At 66.7% G+C, this 14,092-nt stretch carries 14 protein-coding genes and 1 tRNA gene; 2 read left to right on the forward strand and 13 right to left on the reverse strand.

Annotated elements, in window-relative coordinates; translation table 11 throughout:
* Positions 1-125: 125 nt before the first annotated feature.
* Together JS531_RS06995 and JS531_RS07000 are read right to left on the reverse strand one after the other, a co-directional pair.
* Positions 126-1,040: a glycerophosphodiester phosphodiesterase family protein gene (locus tag JS531_RS06995; protein WP_214314448.1), complete on the reverse strand. Its 915-nt coding sequence runs from the start codon at positions 1,038-1,040 to the stop codon at positions 126-128.
* A 366-nt stretch (positions 1,041-1,406) separates the two neighbouring features.
* Positions 1,407-1,482: transfer RNA gene (locus JS531_RS07000), tRNA-Arg, on the reverse strand.
* Between the two features lie 146 nt (positions 1,483-1,628).
* Here JS531_RS07000 and JS531_RS07005 point away from each other — a divergent pair.
* A complete protein-coding gene (locus tag JS531_RS07005; RefSeq protein ID WP_214314450.1) occupies positions 1,629-2,255 on the forward strand; it encodes a hypothetical protein in 627 nt (208 codons plus the stop codon).
* 39 nt (positions 2,256-2,294) lie between these two features.
* Here JS531_RS07005 and JS531_RS07010 read toward each other — a convergent pair whose 3' ends face one another.
* From JS531_RS07010 to JS531_RS07020, 3 genes are all read right to left on the reverse strand, one after another.
* Positions 2,295-3,284 (reverse strand): co-chaperone YbbN, encoded by a 990-nt coding sequence (locus JS531_RS07010; RefSeq protein WP_214314452.1) that lies wholly within the window; start codon positions 3,282-3,284, stop codon positions 2,295-2,297.
* Between the two features lie 198 nt (positions 3,285-3,482).
* The gene (locus JS531_RS07015; protein WP_214314584.1) at positions 3,483-4,481 is read right to left on the reverse strand and encodes a hypothetical protein; all 999 of its coding nucleotides are present in this window, start codon (positions 4,479-4,481) and stop codon (positions 3,483-3,485) included.
* Between the two features lie 26 nt (positions 4,482-4,507).
* Positions 4,508-5,623: a hypothetical protein gene (locus tag JS531_RS07020; protein WP_240542094.1), complete on the reverse strand. Its 1,116-nt coding sequence runs from the start codon at positions 5,621-5,623 to the stop codon at positions 4,508-4,510.
* Positions 5,624-5,707: 84 nt separating this feature from the next.
* Between JS531_RS07020 and JS531_RS07025 the strand changes: the two genes are divergently transcribed.
* Complete coding sequence (locus JS531_RS07025) at positions 5,708-6,697, forward strand: FKBP-type peptidyl-prolyl cis-trans isomerase (RefSeq protein ID WP_214314454.1); 990 nt, start codon at positions 5,708-5,710, stop codon at positions 6,695-6,697.
* Between the two features lie 74 nt (positions 6,698-6,771).
* Here the strand turns inward: JS531_RS07025 and nucS are convergent, their stop codons facing one another.
* The 8 genes from nucS to atpE all read right to left on the reverse strand — a co-directional run bounded on the left by nucS (position 6,772) and on the right by atpE (position 14,029).
* Positions 6,772-7,530, reverse strand: a complete 759-nt coding sequence (gene nucS, locus JS531_RS07030; protein ID WP_214314456.1) for an endonuclease NucS — start codon at positions 7,528-7,530, stop codon at positions 6,772-6,774.
* 420 nt (positions 7,531-7,950) lie between these two features.
* Positions 7,951-8,247 carry a F0F1 ATP synthase subunit epsilon gene (locus tag JS531_RS07035; protein ID WP_214314458.1) on the reverse strand — a complete coding sequence of 99 codons (297 nt, stop codon included), beginning with the start codon at positions 8,245-8,247 and terminating at the stop codon, positions 7,951-7,953.
* Complete coding sequence (atpD, locus tag JS531_RS07040) at positions 8,247-9,734, reverse strand: F0F1 ATP synthase subunit beta (protein ID WP_214314460.1); 1,488 nt, start codon at positions 9,732-9,734, stop codon at positions 8,247-8,249. The genes JS531_RS07035 and atpD overlap by 1 nt, the downstream gene beginning before the upstream one ends.
* A gap of 9 nt (positions 9,735-9,743) precedes the next feature.
* Positions 9,744-10,664 carry a F0F1 ATP synthase subunit gamma gene (locus JS531_RS07045; protein ID WP_214314462.1) on the reverse strand — a complete coding sequence of 307 codons (921 nt, stop codon included), beginning with the start codon at positions 10,662-10,664 and terminating at the stop codon, positions 9,744-9,746.
* A 3-nt stretch (positions 10,665-10,667) separates the two neighbouring features.
* The gene (gene atpA, locus JS531_RS07050) at positions 10,668-12,296 is read right to left on the reverse strand and encodes a F0F1 ATP synthase subunit alpha (RefSeq protein WP_214314464.1); all 1,629 of its coding nucleotides are present in this window, start codon (positions 12,294-12,296) and stop codon (positions 10,668-10,670) included.
* 87 nt (positions 12,297-12,383) lie between these two features.
* Positions 12,384-13,211 carry a F0F1 ATP synthase subunit delta gene (locus tag JS531_RS07055; RefSeq protein WP_214314466.1) on the reverse strand — a complete coding sequence of 276 codons (828 nt, stop codon included), beginning with the start codon at positions 13,209-13,211 and terminating at the stop codon, positions 12,384-12,386.
* A gap of 40 nt (positions 13,212-13,251) precedes the next feature.
* Complete coding sequence (locus tag JS531_RS07060) at positions 13,252-13,746, reverse strand: F0F1 ATP synthase subunit B (protein ID WP_214314468.1); 495 nt, start codon at positions 13,744-13,746, stop codon at positions 13,252-13,254.
* Positions 13,747-13,801: 55 nt separating this feature from the next.
* Complete coding sequence (atpE, locus tag JS531_RS07065) at positions 13,802-14,029, reverse strand: ATP synthase F0 subunit C (RefSeq protein ID WP_214314476.1); 228 nt, start codon at positions 14,027-14,029, stop codon at positions 13,802-13,804.
* Positions 14,030-14,092: the final 63 nt, after the last annotated feature.

Raw genomic sequence — 14,092 nt, forward strand, 5'->3', positions numbered from 1 at the left:
CGGAAGGCGCCGCCTCCGGACCATGCGCTACCGCACAGCGTAGCGTACGTTCGTTGCGGTCCGGCCGCCGATGACCACATTGTCGTACGTCACGCCCATCGCGCGGCGTACGCTCCTGCACGCCGTCACCGTCGCCACGGCGTCGCGGCGTCCGGTTCGACGCCGCGGGACGGCAGGTCGACCGCGTGACGGTCGACGGTGCCGAGCACACGCCGGGTGTCGCCGCCGAGGATGCCGTCGGCGCCGAGACGCAGGCATTCGTTGCCCTTGCGGTAGTCGTCGCTCACGCCGGCGAACACGGGGACGCCGTCGTGCCGTGCGTGCGCGATGACGCGCGCGTCGATGCGGTCGCCGCGCATCACGACGAAACTCGCGTCGCGCGGCCATTCGACGCGCGGACGGCCCTTCGGGCTCACGCACTTGCCGACGGTCCAGTCGGGGTGACGCCGGTGGACGATCTCGATGTCCTCGTCGAACGTGGACATGAACATCGCACGGTCGGCGAAACGCCGGTCCTCGACCTGCGCCATCACCGCGTCGTCGAGACGGGCCGGATGCCGCGGGTCGCTTTTGAGGTGCAGCAGCAGTCCCAGATGGTCGGAGGAGTGCTTCGCCGCCTCGATGGCCTCGGCCAGCGTGGGCACGTGGAACGTCTCGCCGTATTGGCTCATGCGCATGTGCTGCAGTTCGTCGGCGGTGAGCGCGGAGACGCGCAGGTCGAGTCCGTCGGCGGAAAGGCGTCCGGTGCGTCCGTCGTGGAAGACGACGGGGACGCCGTCCCGAGTGAGGCGCACGTCGATTTCGGCGTAGTCGGCGCCGCGCGCGCCAGCGTTCGCGATGGCGTGCAGCGAGTTCTCGGGTGCGGAATCGTCGCCGCGATGCACGATGGCGAGCGGCCGCACGCGCCATCGGCCCGTATCGGCTTCCGCGGCCGGGCCGCTGATGATGCCGATTCCGTCGCGTTCGCGCCGGCGCAGGTTCGCGGCCACGGCCACGCCGGCGACGAGCGACAGGGACACCATGAGGATGACCAGCTGCACGAGCAGCCTTCGGGTGCCGGTCCGCGTTGCGGTCTGTGTCCCGGCGCCGTCTCCCGAGCCGGGCCACGCCCCGATCCCGGCATTGCGATTCCACCGCCGATTCGTCATCACACACCTCCAAACCACACGGCCCGGTCTTTCCGACCGGGCCTCATCGTCTTCACTGCCCTCATTATGGGTGCGCGAAGGTGGGGCGACGGTGCGTTTTCATGGTCTTCCCATGGTCGCCTCAGGGAAAAATCAGGGTGCCTCCGCCGTAAGGATGACTGCCGAGGATGACCGCGGCGAGCGCCGGCCCTCGGGACGCAAAGGGCCCGCAGGAACGCCAAAGCCCGCTTCTCCGATAATCGGAGAAGCGGGCTTGTTTGGTGGGCCCAAAGGGGATCGAACCCTCGACCTTCTGTTCCGGAGACAGACGCTCTATCCACTGAGCTACGGACCCATGCCACGCACACGCGCGCACGACGCGGAACGCAACTCCCCCACTGTACACCACGTTCGCGTTCCATGCACGTCCGCACCACGCGAAATGGCCGTCCCGGGCCGGAATTCCGGCAATCCGCGGGTGTCGGGCGCTACACTGGGGTTATGTCCGAGCCTGTGAACGAATTCGAATACGAGCGCCGGTTCTTCTGCCGCGAGATGCCCGCCGAATACGACGACGGCGACAACCCCACCCTCATCCTGCAGAGCTACTACGTGCACACCGACAACTATGCGCTGCGCGTCCGGCTGCTGCTGCGCGACGTGCGGCTCGACATGACCCCGGATCTGGACCCGTACGCCGTGCTCGAAGCATACGAGGAGCGGTTCTCGGAGGCGTACGTCACCGTGAAGGGGCCGTCCGTGGGCGGCACCCGGTATGAATCGGAGCATGCCATCGATACGCGCATCGCCGTGGAGCTCGTGCGGCGCGGCGGCGCGCTGGTCGTCAAGAACCGGTATTCCGTGTGGATCGCAGAGGACGGCTGGAGCGTGGACGTGTTCGGCGGGGCGAACGCGCCGCTCGTCGTCGCCGAGGCGGAACGCGCCACCCCGGTGACGAACCTCACGATCCCGAAGTTCTGCGTGACGGAGATCACCGACCAGCCGCGGTTCAACAATGACGGGCTGGCCGGCAGGCCGTACTCCGAATGGCAGGACGAGTTCGAACGCGAGCTCGCCGTCCAGGGCCCGCATTTCCAGCCGTACTTCGGCCGCAACCGCATGGAGTAGCGGCCGTGGCGAAGGCCACGGCCGATCAGCACATGAACGTCAGTACATGAGCGTGGCAAGGCGGCGGCGCGCCGCGGACAGCCGCGCGTCGGTCGGCTCGGGGATGGCGAAGTATTCGAGCAGGCGCTTGCGCACCGGCTCGATGTCGGCCTTGTGCCCGGCGGCCACGAAATCGAGCAGACGGTCGAACGCGTCCTGGATCTGACCGCCGATCATGTCGATGTCGGCCACGGCGAGCTGCGCCTCCACGTCGTCCGGGCGGTCGGCCGCGGCCGCGCGCACCTCGCGCACGTCGGCGGAGCCGGAACGGGCCAGCAGCAGCGCCTTGGCACGCTCGCGGGCGGCCACGGCGTCGGACGGATCGGATTCGAGCACCTTCGCGTAGGCCGCGGCCGCGCCGGCGTAGTCGCCGGCCTGGGCCAGCTGGTGGGCCTCCTGATGCTCCGGCGGCACCACGTCGGCACCGGCACCCGCACCCGCGGCACCTGCGGCACCGCCATCACCCGTACCGCCCACGGCGTCCGGGTCGCCGGAATACGGCGCGGTGCCGGTCACGCCGGACTGGGCGGCGAGGTTCACGATCTTCGGCAGCACCTGCTCTTTGATCTGGGTGAGCTCGTCGTCGGTAGGCAGGCCTTCGAGCAGCGGCATGGGGCGGCCGCCGACGAGCGCGAACAGCGCCGGCGCGCCCTTCACCTGCAGCGCCTGTCCGATGGACGGGTAGGCGGAGATGTCGATGCGGGACATCTGGATCTGGCCGTTCATCGCGTTGACCGCGTCGGCCAGGAACCGCGCCATCGGGAAGAGGCGGTCGTCGGTGGGGATCCACAGGAACAGCAGGATCGGGAACGTGGCGGAGGTCTGCACCATCGCCTGGAACGTGTTCTCGGTGGTGTCGATGACGTATCCGCCGGCCGCGGGCGCGCCGCCCGTCTGACCGGGTTCGGCCTTCACCTGATGGCTCAGGGCCTCCAGGTCGACGGCTCCCGCCAGGGACACTCCGGGATTGAACTTCGGCTGATCTGCCATGTCATGCCTCCAACTTCCGCGCGTATCGCCACGCACGTCCGTGCGTGCGCCCGCGCGCCCGCCTTACGGCGGCCTATACAACGATGCCGCCACTCATCTTAGCGGTGGCATCGAAGATGTCGGGCGGCGTATCGCCGTCCACGAACACGCACCCTGCGACGCGCGGCACGGCGCCCCACGGCACGGTCCCGGCGAGGCCTACAGCGCCTCCACCTTGATCGGCTGGCGTTCCGCACCCACGGCGGTGATCTTCGCGGCGGCGCCCTTGGCGTCGGCGCGCGGCACCACCAGGGCGATGACGTTCACGTACGTCACCTTCATAGTGCTGGTGGCCGTGCCATCGCCGAACAGGGCCTTCTCCGCATCGGAGGCGGGCAGCGACTCGCGCCCCTCGCCGGCCTGGCGCGTCCATACGGAGTCGATGCGCGCCACCACGAGGTCGGCGCCGTCCGGGGAGCGCATCACCTTGATCTGGTCCTTGGGCACGGTGAACTCCTGCTGCTGCGTGCCCTTGTTGGCCTCCATGCCCTGCTGCACGGTGGCGCTGAGCGTCTGGAGATCCTGCCGGAACAGGTCGTCGGCGAACTTGTCCTTGTACTTGCTGGAGTCGCCGTTGTTGAGCAGGTCGGCGTACCACTGCACGGCCCGTTCGGGCGTGGTGACGAGCTTGCCGTCGTTGGCGGCGCCCATTTCGGTGCCAAGGTCAGGCACTTCGAACTTGGGCAGTTCGGCGCCCTGGAAGAGGCGGGCCACGCCCCACAGCTTGTAGTTCTGGCGGGCGGAGTCCTGCGTCATGACGAGCAGGCGCTTGCTCTGCTGGTCCTCGGTGGTGGTGGTGATGCTGTATACGGTGCGCGGCCAGCCGTCGTCCACGGGGATGACGGTCTGGGTGATGTCGCTGGGGATGGTGGCCTTCGCGTCGAGGTTGCCGGTGGCCTGCGCGATGGCGATCTCGCTGGAGCGCACGTCGAGCTGCGGTCCGGTGAGTCTTGCGTCCAGCCCGTCGGTGCTCTTCGACTGGTTGGCGGCGTCGATGACCTCGAGGATGGAGCCGCGGATCTTCTTCTCCTGCGCCTGCGTGAGGTCGGGCGTCTGTTCGGCGGAGGAGACGGCGCTCGGCCTGGGCACCTGTCCTTCGCAGCCGGCGAGCGCGACGAGCATGCCCGCCGACAGCATGACGGCGACGGCTTTGGTCATGATGGCCGTTGCGGTGGTCGTTCCTCTCATCGGTTCGCTCCTTCCTCGTCCCCGTTCGTCGTGTCGCCCGCGTCGCCGTCGGCGTCGCCGACCTCCTGTGCGAGGCGTGCGAAGTACGCCTGGAGTTCGTCCGTCGAGATGACCGACGTGGCCTCCGCGTCGTCGTAGGCGCCCGATGCGCCCGCGGCCCCGGCGCCCGTCCCGTTCGCGCCGGCGGCGCCGGCCGCGTCCGCGACGAGGTTGCGTGCGCCCGGGTCGACGACGACCGGCTGGTCGCCGACCGGCTGCGGCGGGTTGGCGCCGGCCGCGTGCCTGCGGCGGCGACGTCCCTTCGGCGCGAAGCTGGGTTTCAGGCCACCGAGCGAGCCGGCCATGGCCTCGCCGAAGCTCACCTCCTCCTGTTCCGCCTGCGGTTCGACCTGCGTGGCGCCGGAGCTTTCGACCACGCGCTTGCGGCGCTTGTGCGGCGGCATGGCGAACACGGTGGCGGTCAGTACGGCCAGCACGGCCAGCAGTCCGCCGATGAAGTACATGGGGGTGGCGTAGTCGGGCAGCGTCTGGCGGGTCCAGGTGAACGAGACAGTGCCGGAGGCGCCGGCGGCGCCGATGTCGACGAGCGCCACGTCGGTTTCGGACGCGGCCTTCGCGGCGAGCGTGGCCTTTCCGGCGCCGCATGCGACCTTGCGCCACATGTCGGAGTCCTTGAACGCGACGTCGGCGTCGCTGGTCTGCGTCTTGGTGCCGGACTTCTCCTTCGCGACGGCGAGCGTCGACCAGTCGGACAGGCCGGTCAGGCGCGTGTAGGACGCGCCGGACAGCCATCCGGCGGCGTCCTTGGCGGAGGCGAGGGCGACGCATACGTCGTCGCCGCCCTTCGCCTGCACGGCGACCTTCACGTTGTCGTCGACCAGACCCAGCACGTCCGGGTCGGTCAGCACGTATCGGGAGCCGGTGACGGCCGCCGTCGCGTCGATGACGCGGCTCGGCTGCCATATCGTGGCGTTCAGCGCGCCCACGGCGAACGCCGCGACGGCGAGCAGGCCGAACAGCGGCGTGACCACGCCGCGCATGACCACGGCGTGACGCCGTGCCTTGCGCGCGGCGTCGGTGGGGGTTGCGTTCCTGCGTTCTTCAGCACTCATAATACGGGCCATTCTACAATCCCCGTCTGAAAGCGGCTCCAATCCGCCGAAATCAGGGCCATGCCTGCGGCTAGGGTGTGTGTCATGCGCAATACCACCAAGCTTTCCGTATTCCGTTCCGCAATGGCCGTCGCCTGTTCGCTGGCCATGTGCGTGACGCTCGCCGCGTGCGGCGGCGACTCCGGTTCGAAGGACACGAAGAAGTCGTCGTCCAGCTCCTCGCAGTCGTCCGATTCGTCCACGAAGATGGACGAGATGACCGGCGTGTCCGCGTCCGGCACGCTCGGTCAGAAGCCGTCGATCAAGCTCGCCACCACGCCGATGACCGTGCAGAACAACACGTACGCCGTGCTGCAGCAGGGCGACGGCGCCGTCATCAAGAAGGGCGACCGCATCTGCGCCCAGGGCGTGGCCGTGAACGTGAAGGACGGCAGCGAGCTGATGAGCTCCTGGGAGAAGAACACCCCGGACTGCTCGATCCAGCTCACCGACGCGAACCTCAAGCAGATCCCGCCGTACCAGAAGATGGTGGGCCTGAAGGTCAACTCGACGATCGCGTTCGGCGTGAACGACGCGAACAGCAGCGGCACATCGTACGTCATCGCGTACACGCTGGTGTCGCGTTCCAGGGACCTGACGAAGGCCACCGGCGAGGTGGTCAAGGACGTGCCGGCGGACCTGCCGAAGGTGACGCGCGCGAAGAACGGCAAGCCGTCCATCGACATGAACGGGCAGAAGGCGGCGACGTCGCTGGTGGCGCAGACCCTGGTGAAGGGCACGGGCGCCGAGACCACGGACAAGAACACCGTGGTGGTCAAGTACACGGGCTGGCTGACGGACGGCACGCAGTTCGACTCCTCGTGGGATAAGAACACCACCATCGACGCGGACCTGTATTCGGGCGGCGACCACGGCGTGATCACCGGCTGGCAGGAGGGCCTCAAGGGCCAGACGGTGGGCTCGCAGGTGCTGCTCATCATCCCGCCGGACAAGGGCTACGGCTCCACGGCGCAGGGGTCGATTCCGGCGAACAGCACGCTGGTGTTCGTGGTGGATATCCTGGCCGCGTACTGATCGGTACGTATGCGGTCACTGCGCCGCGATATACGAAAAGGGCGCCTCCCGTCGGGAGGCGCCCTTTTCGTATATCAAAACAGGCGCAGGGCGTCGTCTTCGGTACCCTTCATCTCCTCGTAGTCGAGGATGAGGCAGGTGAAGCCGCGGTCCTCGGCGAGGACGCGTGCCTGCGGAGTGATGGTCTGCGCGGCGAAGATGCCGTGGACGGGGGCGAGGAGCGGGTCGCGGTTGAGGAGCTCACAGTATCGCGTGAGCTGTTCGACGCCGTCGATGCCGCCGTGGCGTTTGATTTCGATGGCGACGTGTTCGCCTTCGGCGTTGACGGCCATGATGTCGACTGGGCCGATGGCGGTGGGGTATTCGCGGCGCACGAGCTTCGCGCCGTCGCCGATGCGTTCGATCTGTTCGGCGAGGTAGTGCTGGAGGTGGTCCTCCACGCCGTCCTTGACGAGGCCGGGATCCTGGCCGAGGTCGAAGGTCTGGTCGGAGTAGACGTGGGTGATGGTCACGTCGAGCACGTCGGAGGTCTTGTCGGCGGTGACGCGCAGGCGTTTGACGGGGCGCGGTTCGTCGGAGGCGTCGGAGGGGTCGGGGTCGCCGGACGACGACGTGGCGGCGTCATCGGCAACGGCATCGGACGCGGGGTCCAGGTCGGTCTCCCTGATGGTGCAGGGGGCGCTCATCCAGTTGAGCGGCTTGTACGAGCCGAGTTCGGAGAAGATAAGCAGGCTGTTGTCCGCCTTGACGAGCAGCACGCGCTTGGCGGGCGGCAGGGAGGCGTTGAGACGGCCGGAGTACACGGCGGAGCAATCGGCGACGAGGATGCGCATAGCGAGCCACTGTACCGCATGCACTGCACCCGACGCATCTTCCGGGAATCCTTGCGCTGAACCAACCCCAGCACAAGGAAACCCGGAAGCCCCGATCCGCCTCCGGGAAACCTTGCACTCAGTGACCACCAGCACAAGGAATCCCGGAACCAAGAATCATCTTCCGGGAATCCTTGCGCTGAACCAACCCCAGCACAAGGAAACCCGGAAGCCCCGATCCACCTCCGGGAAACTTTGCACTGACTAACTCCCCGCGCAACAAATCCCGGACGGCACCCCAAACCCCCGGGAAACTTTGCACTGAGGTATCCCCAGCGCAACAAATCCCGGAACCCCCCGGACAAGAAGGACCCATCCCGGCGACATACGCGAGGACCCCGACCGCACCAAGTGCGATCGGGGTCCTGACGATGCGAGAGGTCACTGCTCCGCGGAGGAGTACTGCACGTCGCGGCCGCGCTCGACGGCCACGGTGAGCTTGTTCGAATCGAAGGAGATGAATCCGTCGGTCACTTCGAACATGTGGCGGGCCTCATCGGGTTCAACCACGGTGACCGTGCCCTGCTTGATGACCGTGAGCACCGGCTCATGGTTCGGCAGGATGCCCATGCCGCCCTCATAGGCGGGGATGGTCACGCTCTTCGCCTCGCCGTGCCACACGGGGTGGTCGGCGGCGACGATGTTGACCTGCATCGTGGTCTTGTCCGATCCAGCCATCACGCACCCAGTTCCTTCTGCATGTTGTGCCACTTCTCCTCGAGGTCGTCGATGCCGCCGATGCCGGAGAACGCCTGCTCCGGGACGTCGTCGTACACGCCGTCGCAGATGCGGGTGAAGGCCTCGATGGTCTCGTCGGCCGGCACGTAGGAGCCCGGGCGACCGGTGAACTTCTCGGCCACGTAGAAGTTCTGGCCGAGGAACTGCTCGATCTTACGGGCGCGGTTGACGGTGGTCTTGTCCTCTTCGGAGAGCTCGTCGATACCGATCAGGGCGATGATGTCCTGCAGTTCCTTGTTGCGCTGCAGGATCGCCTTGACGCGGTTGGCGCACTCGTAGTGGGCCTGGCCCACGTAGCGCGGATCGAGGATTCGCGAGGTGGAGCTCAGCGGGTCCACGGCCGGGTAGATGCCCTTGGACGCGATGTCGCGGGACAGCTCGGTGGTCGCATCGAGGTGGGCGAAGGTCGTGGCCGGGGCCGGGTCGGTGTAATCGTCGGCCGGCACGTAGATGGCCTGCAGCGAGGTGATGGAGTGGCCTCGCGTGGAGGTGATGCGCTCCTGGAGGGCGCCCATCTCGTCGGCCAGGTTCGGCTGGTAGCCCACGGCGGAAGGCATGCGGCCCAGCAGCGTGGACACCTCGGAACCGGCCTGCGTGAAGCGGAAGATGTTGTCGATGAACAGCAGCACGTCCTGGTTCTGCACGTCGCGGAAGTACTCGGCCATGGTCAGAGCGGTCAGCGGCACGCGCAGACGGGTGCCCGGCTGCTCGTCCATCTGGCCGAAGACCAGTGCGGTCTTCTGCAGAACGCCGGCCTCGCCCATCTCGCCGATGAGGTCGTTGCCCTCACGGGTGCGTTCGCCGACGCCGGCGAACACGGAGACGCCGCCGTGGTTCTGCGCCACGCGCTGAATCATCTCCTGGATGAGCACGGTCTTGCCGACGCCTGCGCCGCCGAACAGACCGATCTTGCCGCCCTGCACGTACGGGGTCAGAAGGTCGATGACCTTGATGCCCGTCTCGAACATCTGGGTCTTGGACTCCAGCTGGTCGAAGGCCGGCGGGTTGCGGTGGATGGGCCAACGCTCCTTGACGGTGATCTTCTCCTCCGGCTTCTTGTTGAGGATGTTGCCGGAGACGTCGAAGACGTGGCCGAGGGTCACGTCGCCGACCGGCACGGAGATCGAGGAGCCGGTGTCGTACACGGCGGCGCCGCGCACGAGGCCGTCGGTCGGCTTCAGGGCGACGCAGCGCACGGTGGAGTCGCCGAGGTGCTGTTCGACCTCGAGGGTGATTTCGGTGGCCTTGGCCTCGCCCTCCTCCTTGGCGCCCGTGTTGACGATGGTCACATGCAGGGCGTTGTAGATGTCGGGCATGTGGCCCGCCGGGAACTCAACGTCGATGACCGAGCCCTGGACACGGGTGACGCGTCCGTGAATCGGCTCGCCGTTGGTCTCGGAAGCCGCAGTGGTCTGGTTTGCAGCCATAGTGCGTTCCTACTCTTCCTTCTTGTTCAGAGCATCGGCGCTGCCGATGATCTCGGTAAGTTCCTGCGTGATCGAGGCCTGACGCGAGGCGTTGAGCTTGCGGGTGAGGTCGTCGATCAGGTTGCGTGCGTTGTCGGTGGCCGTGTGCATCGCGTTCTGACGGCTCGCCGTCTCGGAGGCGGCGGCGGTCAGCAGGCATTCGTGGATGCGGGACTGGATGTACTTCGGCAGGATCGCGTCCAGCACCTCGTCGATGCTCGGCTCGAACGAGTACAGCGGCGGCATGTTCGCCGTGTCGACCTGCTGGTCCGGATCCGGCACGGTGGCCGTGTTCCCCACGATCTCGACGGGCAGCATGCGCAGCACGCGCACCTTCTGCACGACCATGTTGATGAACTCGGTGTAGACGATGTAGAGCTCCGAGACCCCGCCCTGGTCCGCCGGCTTCATGTAGGCGTCCATCAGGGTGTTGGAGATGGTCTCGGCGATTTCCACGCCGGGCTGGTCGGTGTCGCCCTCCCACGTGGCCACGACGTCGCGGTTGCGGTACTTGTAGTACGTCGAGCCACGACGCCCGTACACGAACAGCTCCGGCTGCTTGCCGTCATCCTCGAGACGGGCGAGCAGCGCCTCGGTCTCGCGGATGATCGAAGAGGTGTACGGGCCGGCCATGCCACGATCCGAGGTGAGGGCGAGAACGGCCACACGCGGGTTGTTCTCGTCCTTCACCGCGATCGGATGCGTGATGTGGGTGTGCGCCACCAGCGCTTGCACGGCATCGAAAATCGCATCGGTGTACGGCTTCGCGTTCAAGGCGACGTCACGTGCCTTGGCGATGTGCGAAGACGCGATCATCTCCTGGGCGTTGAAGATCTTCTCCAACGACTCGGTGGAGTGGATGCGTGATTTCAATGCGAGTTGCGAGCCCATGGCTTATTTCTCTCCCGCCACGATCTTTTCCTGGTCCACCGGAGTGGCCTTGGACACGTCGGGCTTCTTCTCGACCAGCGGCTTGCCGCTGGAGGAGACGAAGGTCGCGCGGAACGCGTCGACGGCCTTGTCGAGGGCCGCCTCGGTGTCCGCCGTGAAGTCCTCGGTCTCACGGATGGTCTTGAGGATATCGGTGTTGTGATCAAGGTAGTCCAGCAGTCCCTGCTCGAACGGGAGCACGTCCTTCAGCTCGAGGTCGTCGAGCTTGCCGTGGGTGCCGGTCCAGACGGACACGACCTCCTGCTCCATCGAGTACGGGTGGAACTGCGGCTGCTTGAGCAGCTCGGTCAGGTGGGCGCCTCGGGTCAGCTGGGCCTTGGACGCGGCGTCCAGATCGGACGCGAACATCGCGAAGGATTCCAGCGAACGGTACTGCGCCAGGGAGATCTTCAGCGTGCCGGAGACCTTCTTCAGGGCCTTGGTCTGCGCGGCGCCGCCCACTCGGGACACGGAGATGCCGACGTCCACGGCGGGACGCTGGTTGGCGTTGAACAGATCGGACTGGAGGAAGATCTGGCCGTCGGTGATGGAGATCACGTTGGTCGGGATGTAGGCGGACACGTCGTTCGCCTTGGTCTCGACGATCGGCAGACCCGTCATCGAGCCGCCGCCGAGGTCGTCGGAGACCTTCGCGCAGCGTTCGAGCAGACGGGAGTGCAGGTAGAAGACGTCACCCGGGTAGGCCTCGCGCCCCGGCGGGCGGCGGAGCAGCAGCGAGATCGAGCGGTAGGCCTCGGCCTGCTTCGACAGGTCGTCGAAGACGATGAGCACGTGCTTGCCGTTGTACATCCAGTGCTGGCCGATGGCCGAGCCGGTGTACGGGGCGATGTACTTGAAGCCGGCGGAGTCGGATGCCGGGGAGGCCACGATGGTGGTGTACTCCATGGCGCCCGCGTCCTCGAGGCTCTGACGCACGGAGGCGATGGTGGAGCCCTTCTGGCCCACGGCCACGTAGATGCAGCGCACCTGCTTCTTCGGGTCGCCGGACTCCCAGTTCGCCTTCTGGTTGATGATGGTATCGATGGCGATGGCGGTCTTGCCGGTCTGGCGGTCGCCGATGATGAGCTGGCGCTGGCCGCGGCCGATCGGGGTCATCGCGTCGATGGCCTTGAGGCCGGTGGACAGCGGCTCGTCGACCGGGTGGCGGTGCATCACGTCCGGGGCCTGGGCCTCGAGGATGCGGCGTTCGTCGCACTTGATCTCGCCGAGGCCGTCGATCGGCTTGCCCAGCGGGTCCACGACGCGACCGAGGTAGCCGTCGCCGACGGGCACGGAGAGCACTTCGCCGGTGCGGCGCACTTCCTGGCCCTCCTCGATTCCAGCGAAATCGCCGAGGATAACCACGCCGATCTCACGGGCGTCAAGGTTGAACGCCAGGCCGAGCGTGCCGTCTTCGAACGTCAGCAGCTCATTGGCCATGCAACCAGGCAATCCCGTCACGTGCGCGATGCCATCACCGGCCGTGGCGACATAACCCACCTCCTGGGTGGGCGTGCTGCTCGGCTGGTACGACGACACGAAGTCGTCGAGGGCCTTGCGGATCGAGGCGGGATCGATGGTCAGTTCTGCCATGATCACTCCTTCATTGTTTTCTCTTGGGTTACCAAGTCTTGTCAGTCGGTCCTAGCGGCCCGCATGCGGGCCGGGACTTGTTGTGGTTCAGGCGTCGGCGTTGACCGTGCGGTGCAGGTGCTGCAGCTGGGCGACCACGGTGTTGTCCGTGACCTCGTCGCCGATCTGCACGCGCATGCCGCCGAGCACGCTCGGGTCGACCACCGAGTTGATGTGCACCGGGCGCCCGGCCTTCGCCGAGTAGATCTTCGTCAGTCGCTGGATCTGTTCCTTCGTCAGCGGGCTGGCGGTGGTCACGGTGACCATCGATTCGCCCATGTGGCGCGAGAACTTGTTGATCAGCCACTGGATGGTCTCCAGGTAGCGGCGACGACGCAGGTTGCAGGTCGCGTGTTCGGCGAGCCTCACCGTGATCGGGTTGAGGCCCTTGCCGTCGAACACTTCGTGGAACAGCTTCACGCGGGCTTCGCTCGGGGCCTGGTCGTCGTACAGCTTGGCGCGCACGACGGGCAGTCCCAGCAGGGCGGAGTGCAGTTCGGACAGTTCGATGGACACCTGCAGCGTGGCGTCGGTGACGTCCGCGTAGTACATCATGGCGTCCACGCCGAAGTCCTCCACCGCGTTGGCGATGTCCTTCGCGCGGGACCAGCGGCGGGAGACCAGGTCGGTCATGATCTCCATGGTCACCGGGTGTTCGTTGCCCTGGAACAGCTCCTTGAGGACGGCGACCTTATCGGCCACCGGCCTGGAGGGGTCGGTCAGGGCGCGTTCGAGCGCGAGGTTGCGGTCCAGCACGCCGGTGATCTTGAACAGCTCGTTGCCGATCCGCCACGCGTCCTTGCCGGAGTCGCGCAGCTTGGGGGCCAGCGAGTCACGCGACTCGCGGTCTGCGATGCGCGATGCCTCTCCTCGCATGGTCACCTCCCTTTCTGCTTACGGTTGACGGCGTCCGCCATCACTGCTTGTCCAGCTCGTCGAGCATCGAATCGATCATCGACGACTGCACGTCCTTCTCCTGGAGCTTCGCGCCCAGGATCTTGCCGGCCAGAGCGGTGGCCAGCGTGCCGACCTCGCCCTTCAGGGAGACCAGGGCCTGCTGCTGCTGCGATTCGATGGAACGCTGCGCGTTGGCGGTGATCTGGGCCGCGTCGGATTCGGCGCGGGAGCGGGCGTCGGCGATGATGTGCGAGGCTTCGGCGCGCGCGTCGTCGCGGATCTTGGCCGCTTCCACGCGGGCGGTGCTCAGCTGGGCCTCGTACTTGGCCTTGGCCTCGTCGGCGTCCTTCTGCGCCTGCTCCGCCTTCGCGATGCCGCCTTCGATCTTGGCGGCGCGCTCGTCGAACACGGCCTGGAACTTCGGCAGGAAGTACTTGTAGAAGAATGCGGCGACGATGACCAGGATGATCAGCGACCAGACGATGTCATACGTCTCGGGCAGAAACAGCTCCATACCGTCTTCCTCCTTTCATTTCCCTTGGAAAGTCGTTGGTGTTCGGTGTCCCGACTTACTTGATGAAGGCGAGCACGAAGCCGAGCAGCGCCAGCACCTCGACGAACGCCAGACCAAGGAACATCAGGGTCTGCAGGCGGCCGCCGAGCTCGGGCTGACGGGCCGTGCTCTCGATGGTCTTGCCGATCAGGATGCCCAGACCGATGCCGGGGCCGATGGCGGCGAGGCCGTAGCCCACGACGTTCAGGTTGCCGGCAACCGCGGCGAGGGTGACGATATCCATGGTTGTTTCCTTTCTTGCTTATTGCCTTGAGAGCAACGTGTTTATATGCCCGCGGCCGGTTGG

It is taken from the genome of Bifidobacterium sp. CP2, assembly GCF_018555635.1.
GTDB lineage: Bacteria > Actinomycetota > Actinomycetes > Actinomycetales > Bifidobacteriaceae > Bifidobacterium > Bifidobacterium saguinibicoloris.

Coding starts and splice junctions, on each gene's coding strand:
- JS531_RS07005 (WP_214314450.1), top strand. CDS start 1,629: ATGTCCGAGCCTGTGAACGAATTCGAATACGAGCGCCGGTTCTTCTGC.
- JS531_RS07010 (WP_214314452.1), bottom strand. CDS start 3,284: ATGGCAGATCAGCCGAAGTTCAATCCCGGAGTGTCCCTGGCGGGAGCC.
- JS531_RS07015 (WP_214314584.1), bottom strand. CDS start 4,481: ATGACCAAAGCCGTCGCCGTCATGCTGTCGGCGGGCATGCTCGTCGCG.
- JS531_RS07020 (WP_240542094.1), bottom strand. CDS start 5,623: ATGAGTGCTGAAGAACGCAGGAACGCAACCCCCACCGACGCCGCGCGC.
- JS531_RS07025 (WP_214314454.1), top strand. CDS start 5,708: ATGCGCAATACCACCAAGCTTTCCGTATTCCGTTCCGCAATGGCCGTC.
- nucS (WP_214314456.1), bottom strand. CDS start 7,530: ATGCGCATCCTCGTCGCCGATTGCTCCGCCGTGTACTCCGGCCGTCTC.
- JS531_RS07035 (WP_214314458.1), bottom strand. CDS start 8,247: ATGGCTGGATCGGACAAGACCACGATGCAGGTCAACATCGTCGCCGCC.
- atpD (WP_214314460.1), bottom strand. CDS start 9,734: ATGGCTGCAAACCAGACCACTGCGGCTTCCGAGACCAACGGCGAGCCG.
- JS531_RS07045 (WP_214314462.1), bottom strand. CDS start 10,664: ATGGGCTCGCAACTCGCATTGAAATCACGCATCCACTCCACCGAGTCG.
- atpA (WP_214314464.1), bottom strand. CDS start 12,296: ATGGCAGAACTGACCATCGATCCCGCCTCGATCCGCAAGGCCCTCGAC.
- JS531_RS07055 (WP_214314466.1), bottom strand. CDS start 13,211: ATGCGAGGAGAGGCATCGCGCATCGCAGACCGCGAGTCGCGTGACTCG.
- JS531_RS07060 (WP_214314468.1), bottom strand. CDS start 13,746: ATGGAGCTGTTTCTGCCCGAGACGTATGACATCGTCTGGTCGCTGATC.
- atpE (WP_214314476.1), bottom strand. CDS start 14,029: ATGGATATCGTCACCCTCGCCGCGGTTGCCGGCAACCTGAACGTCGTG.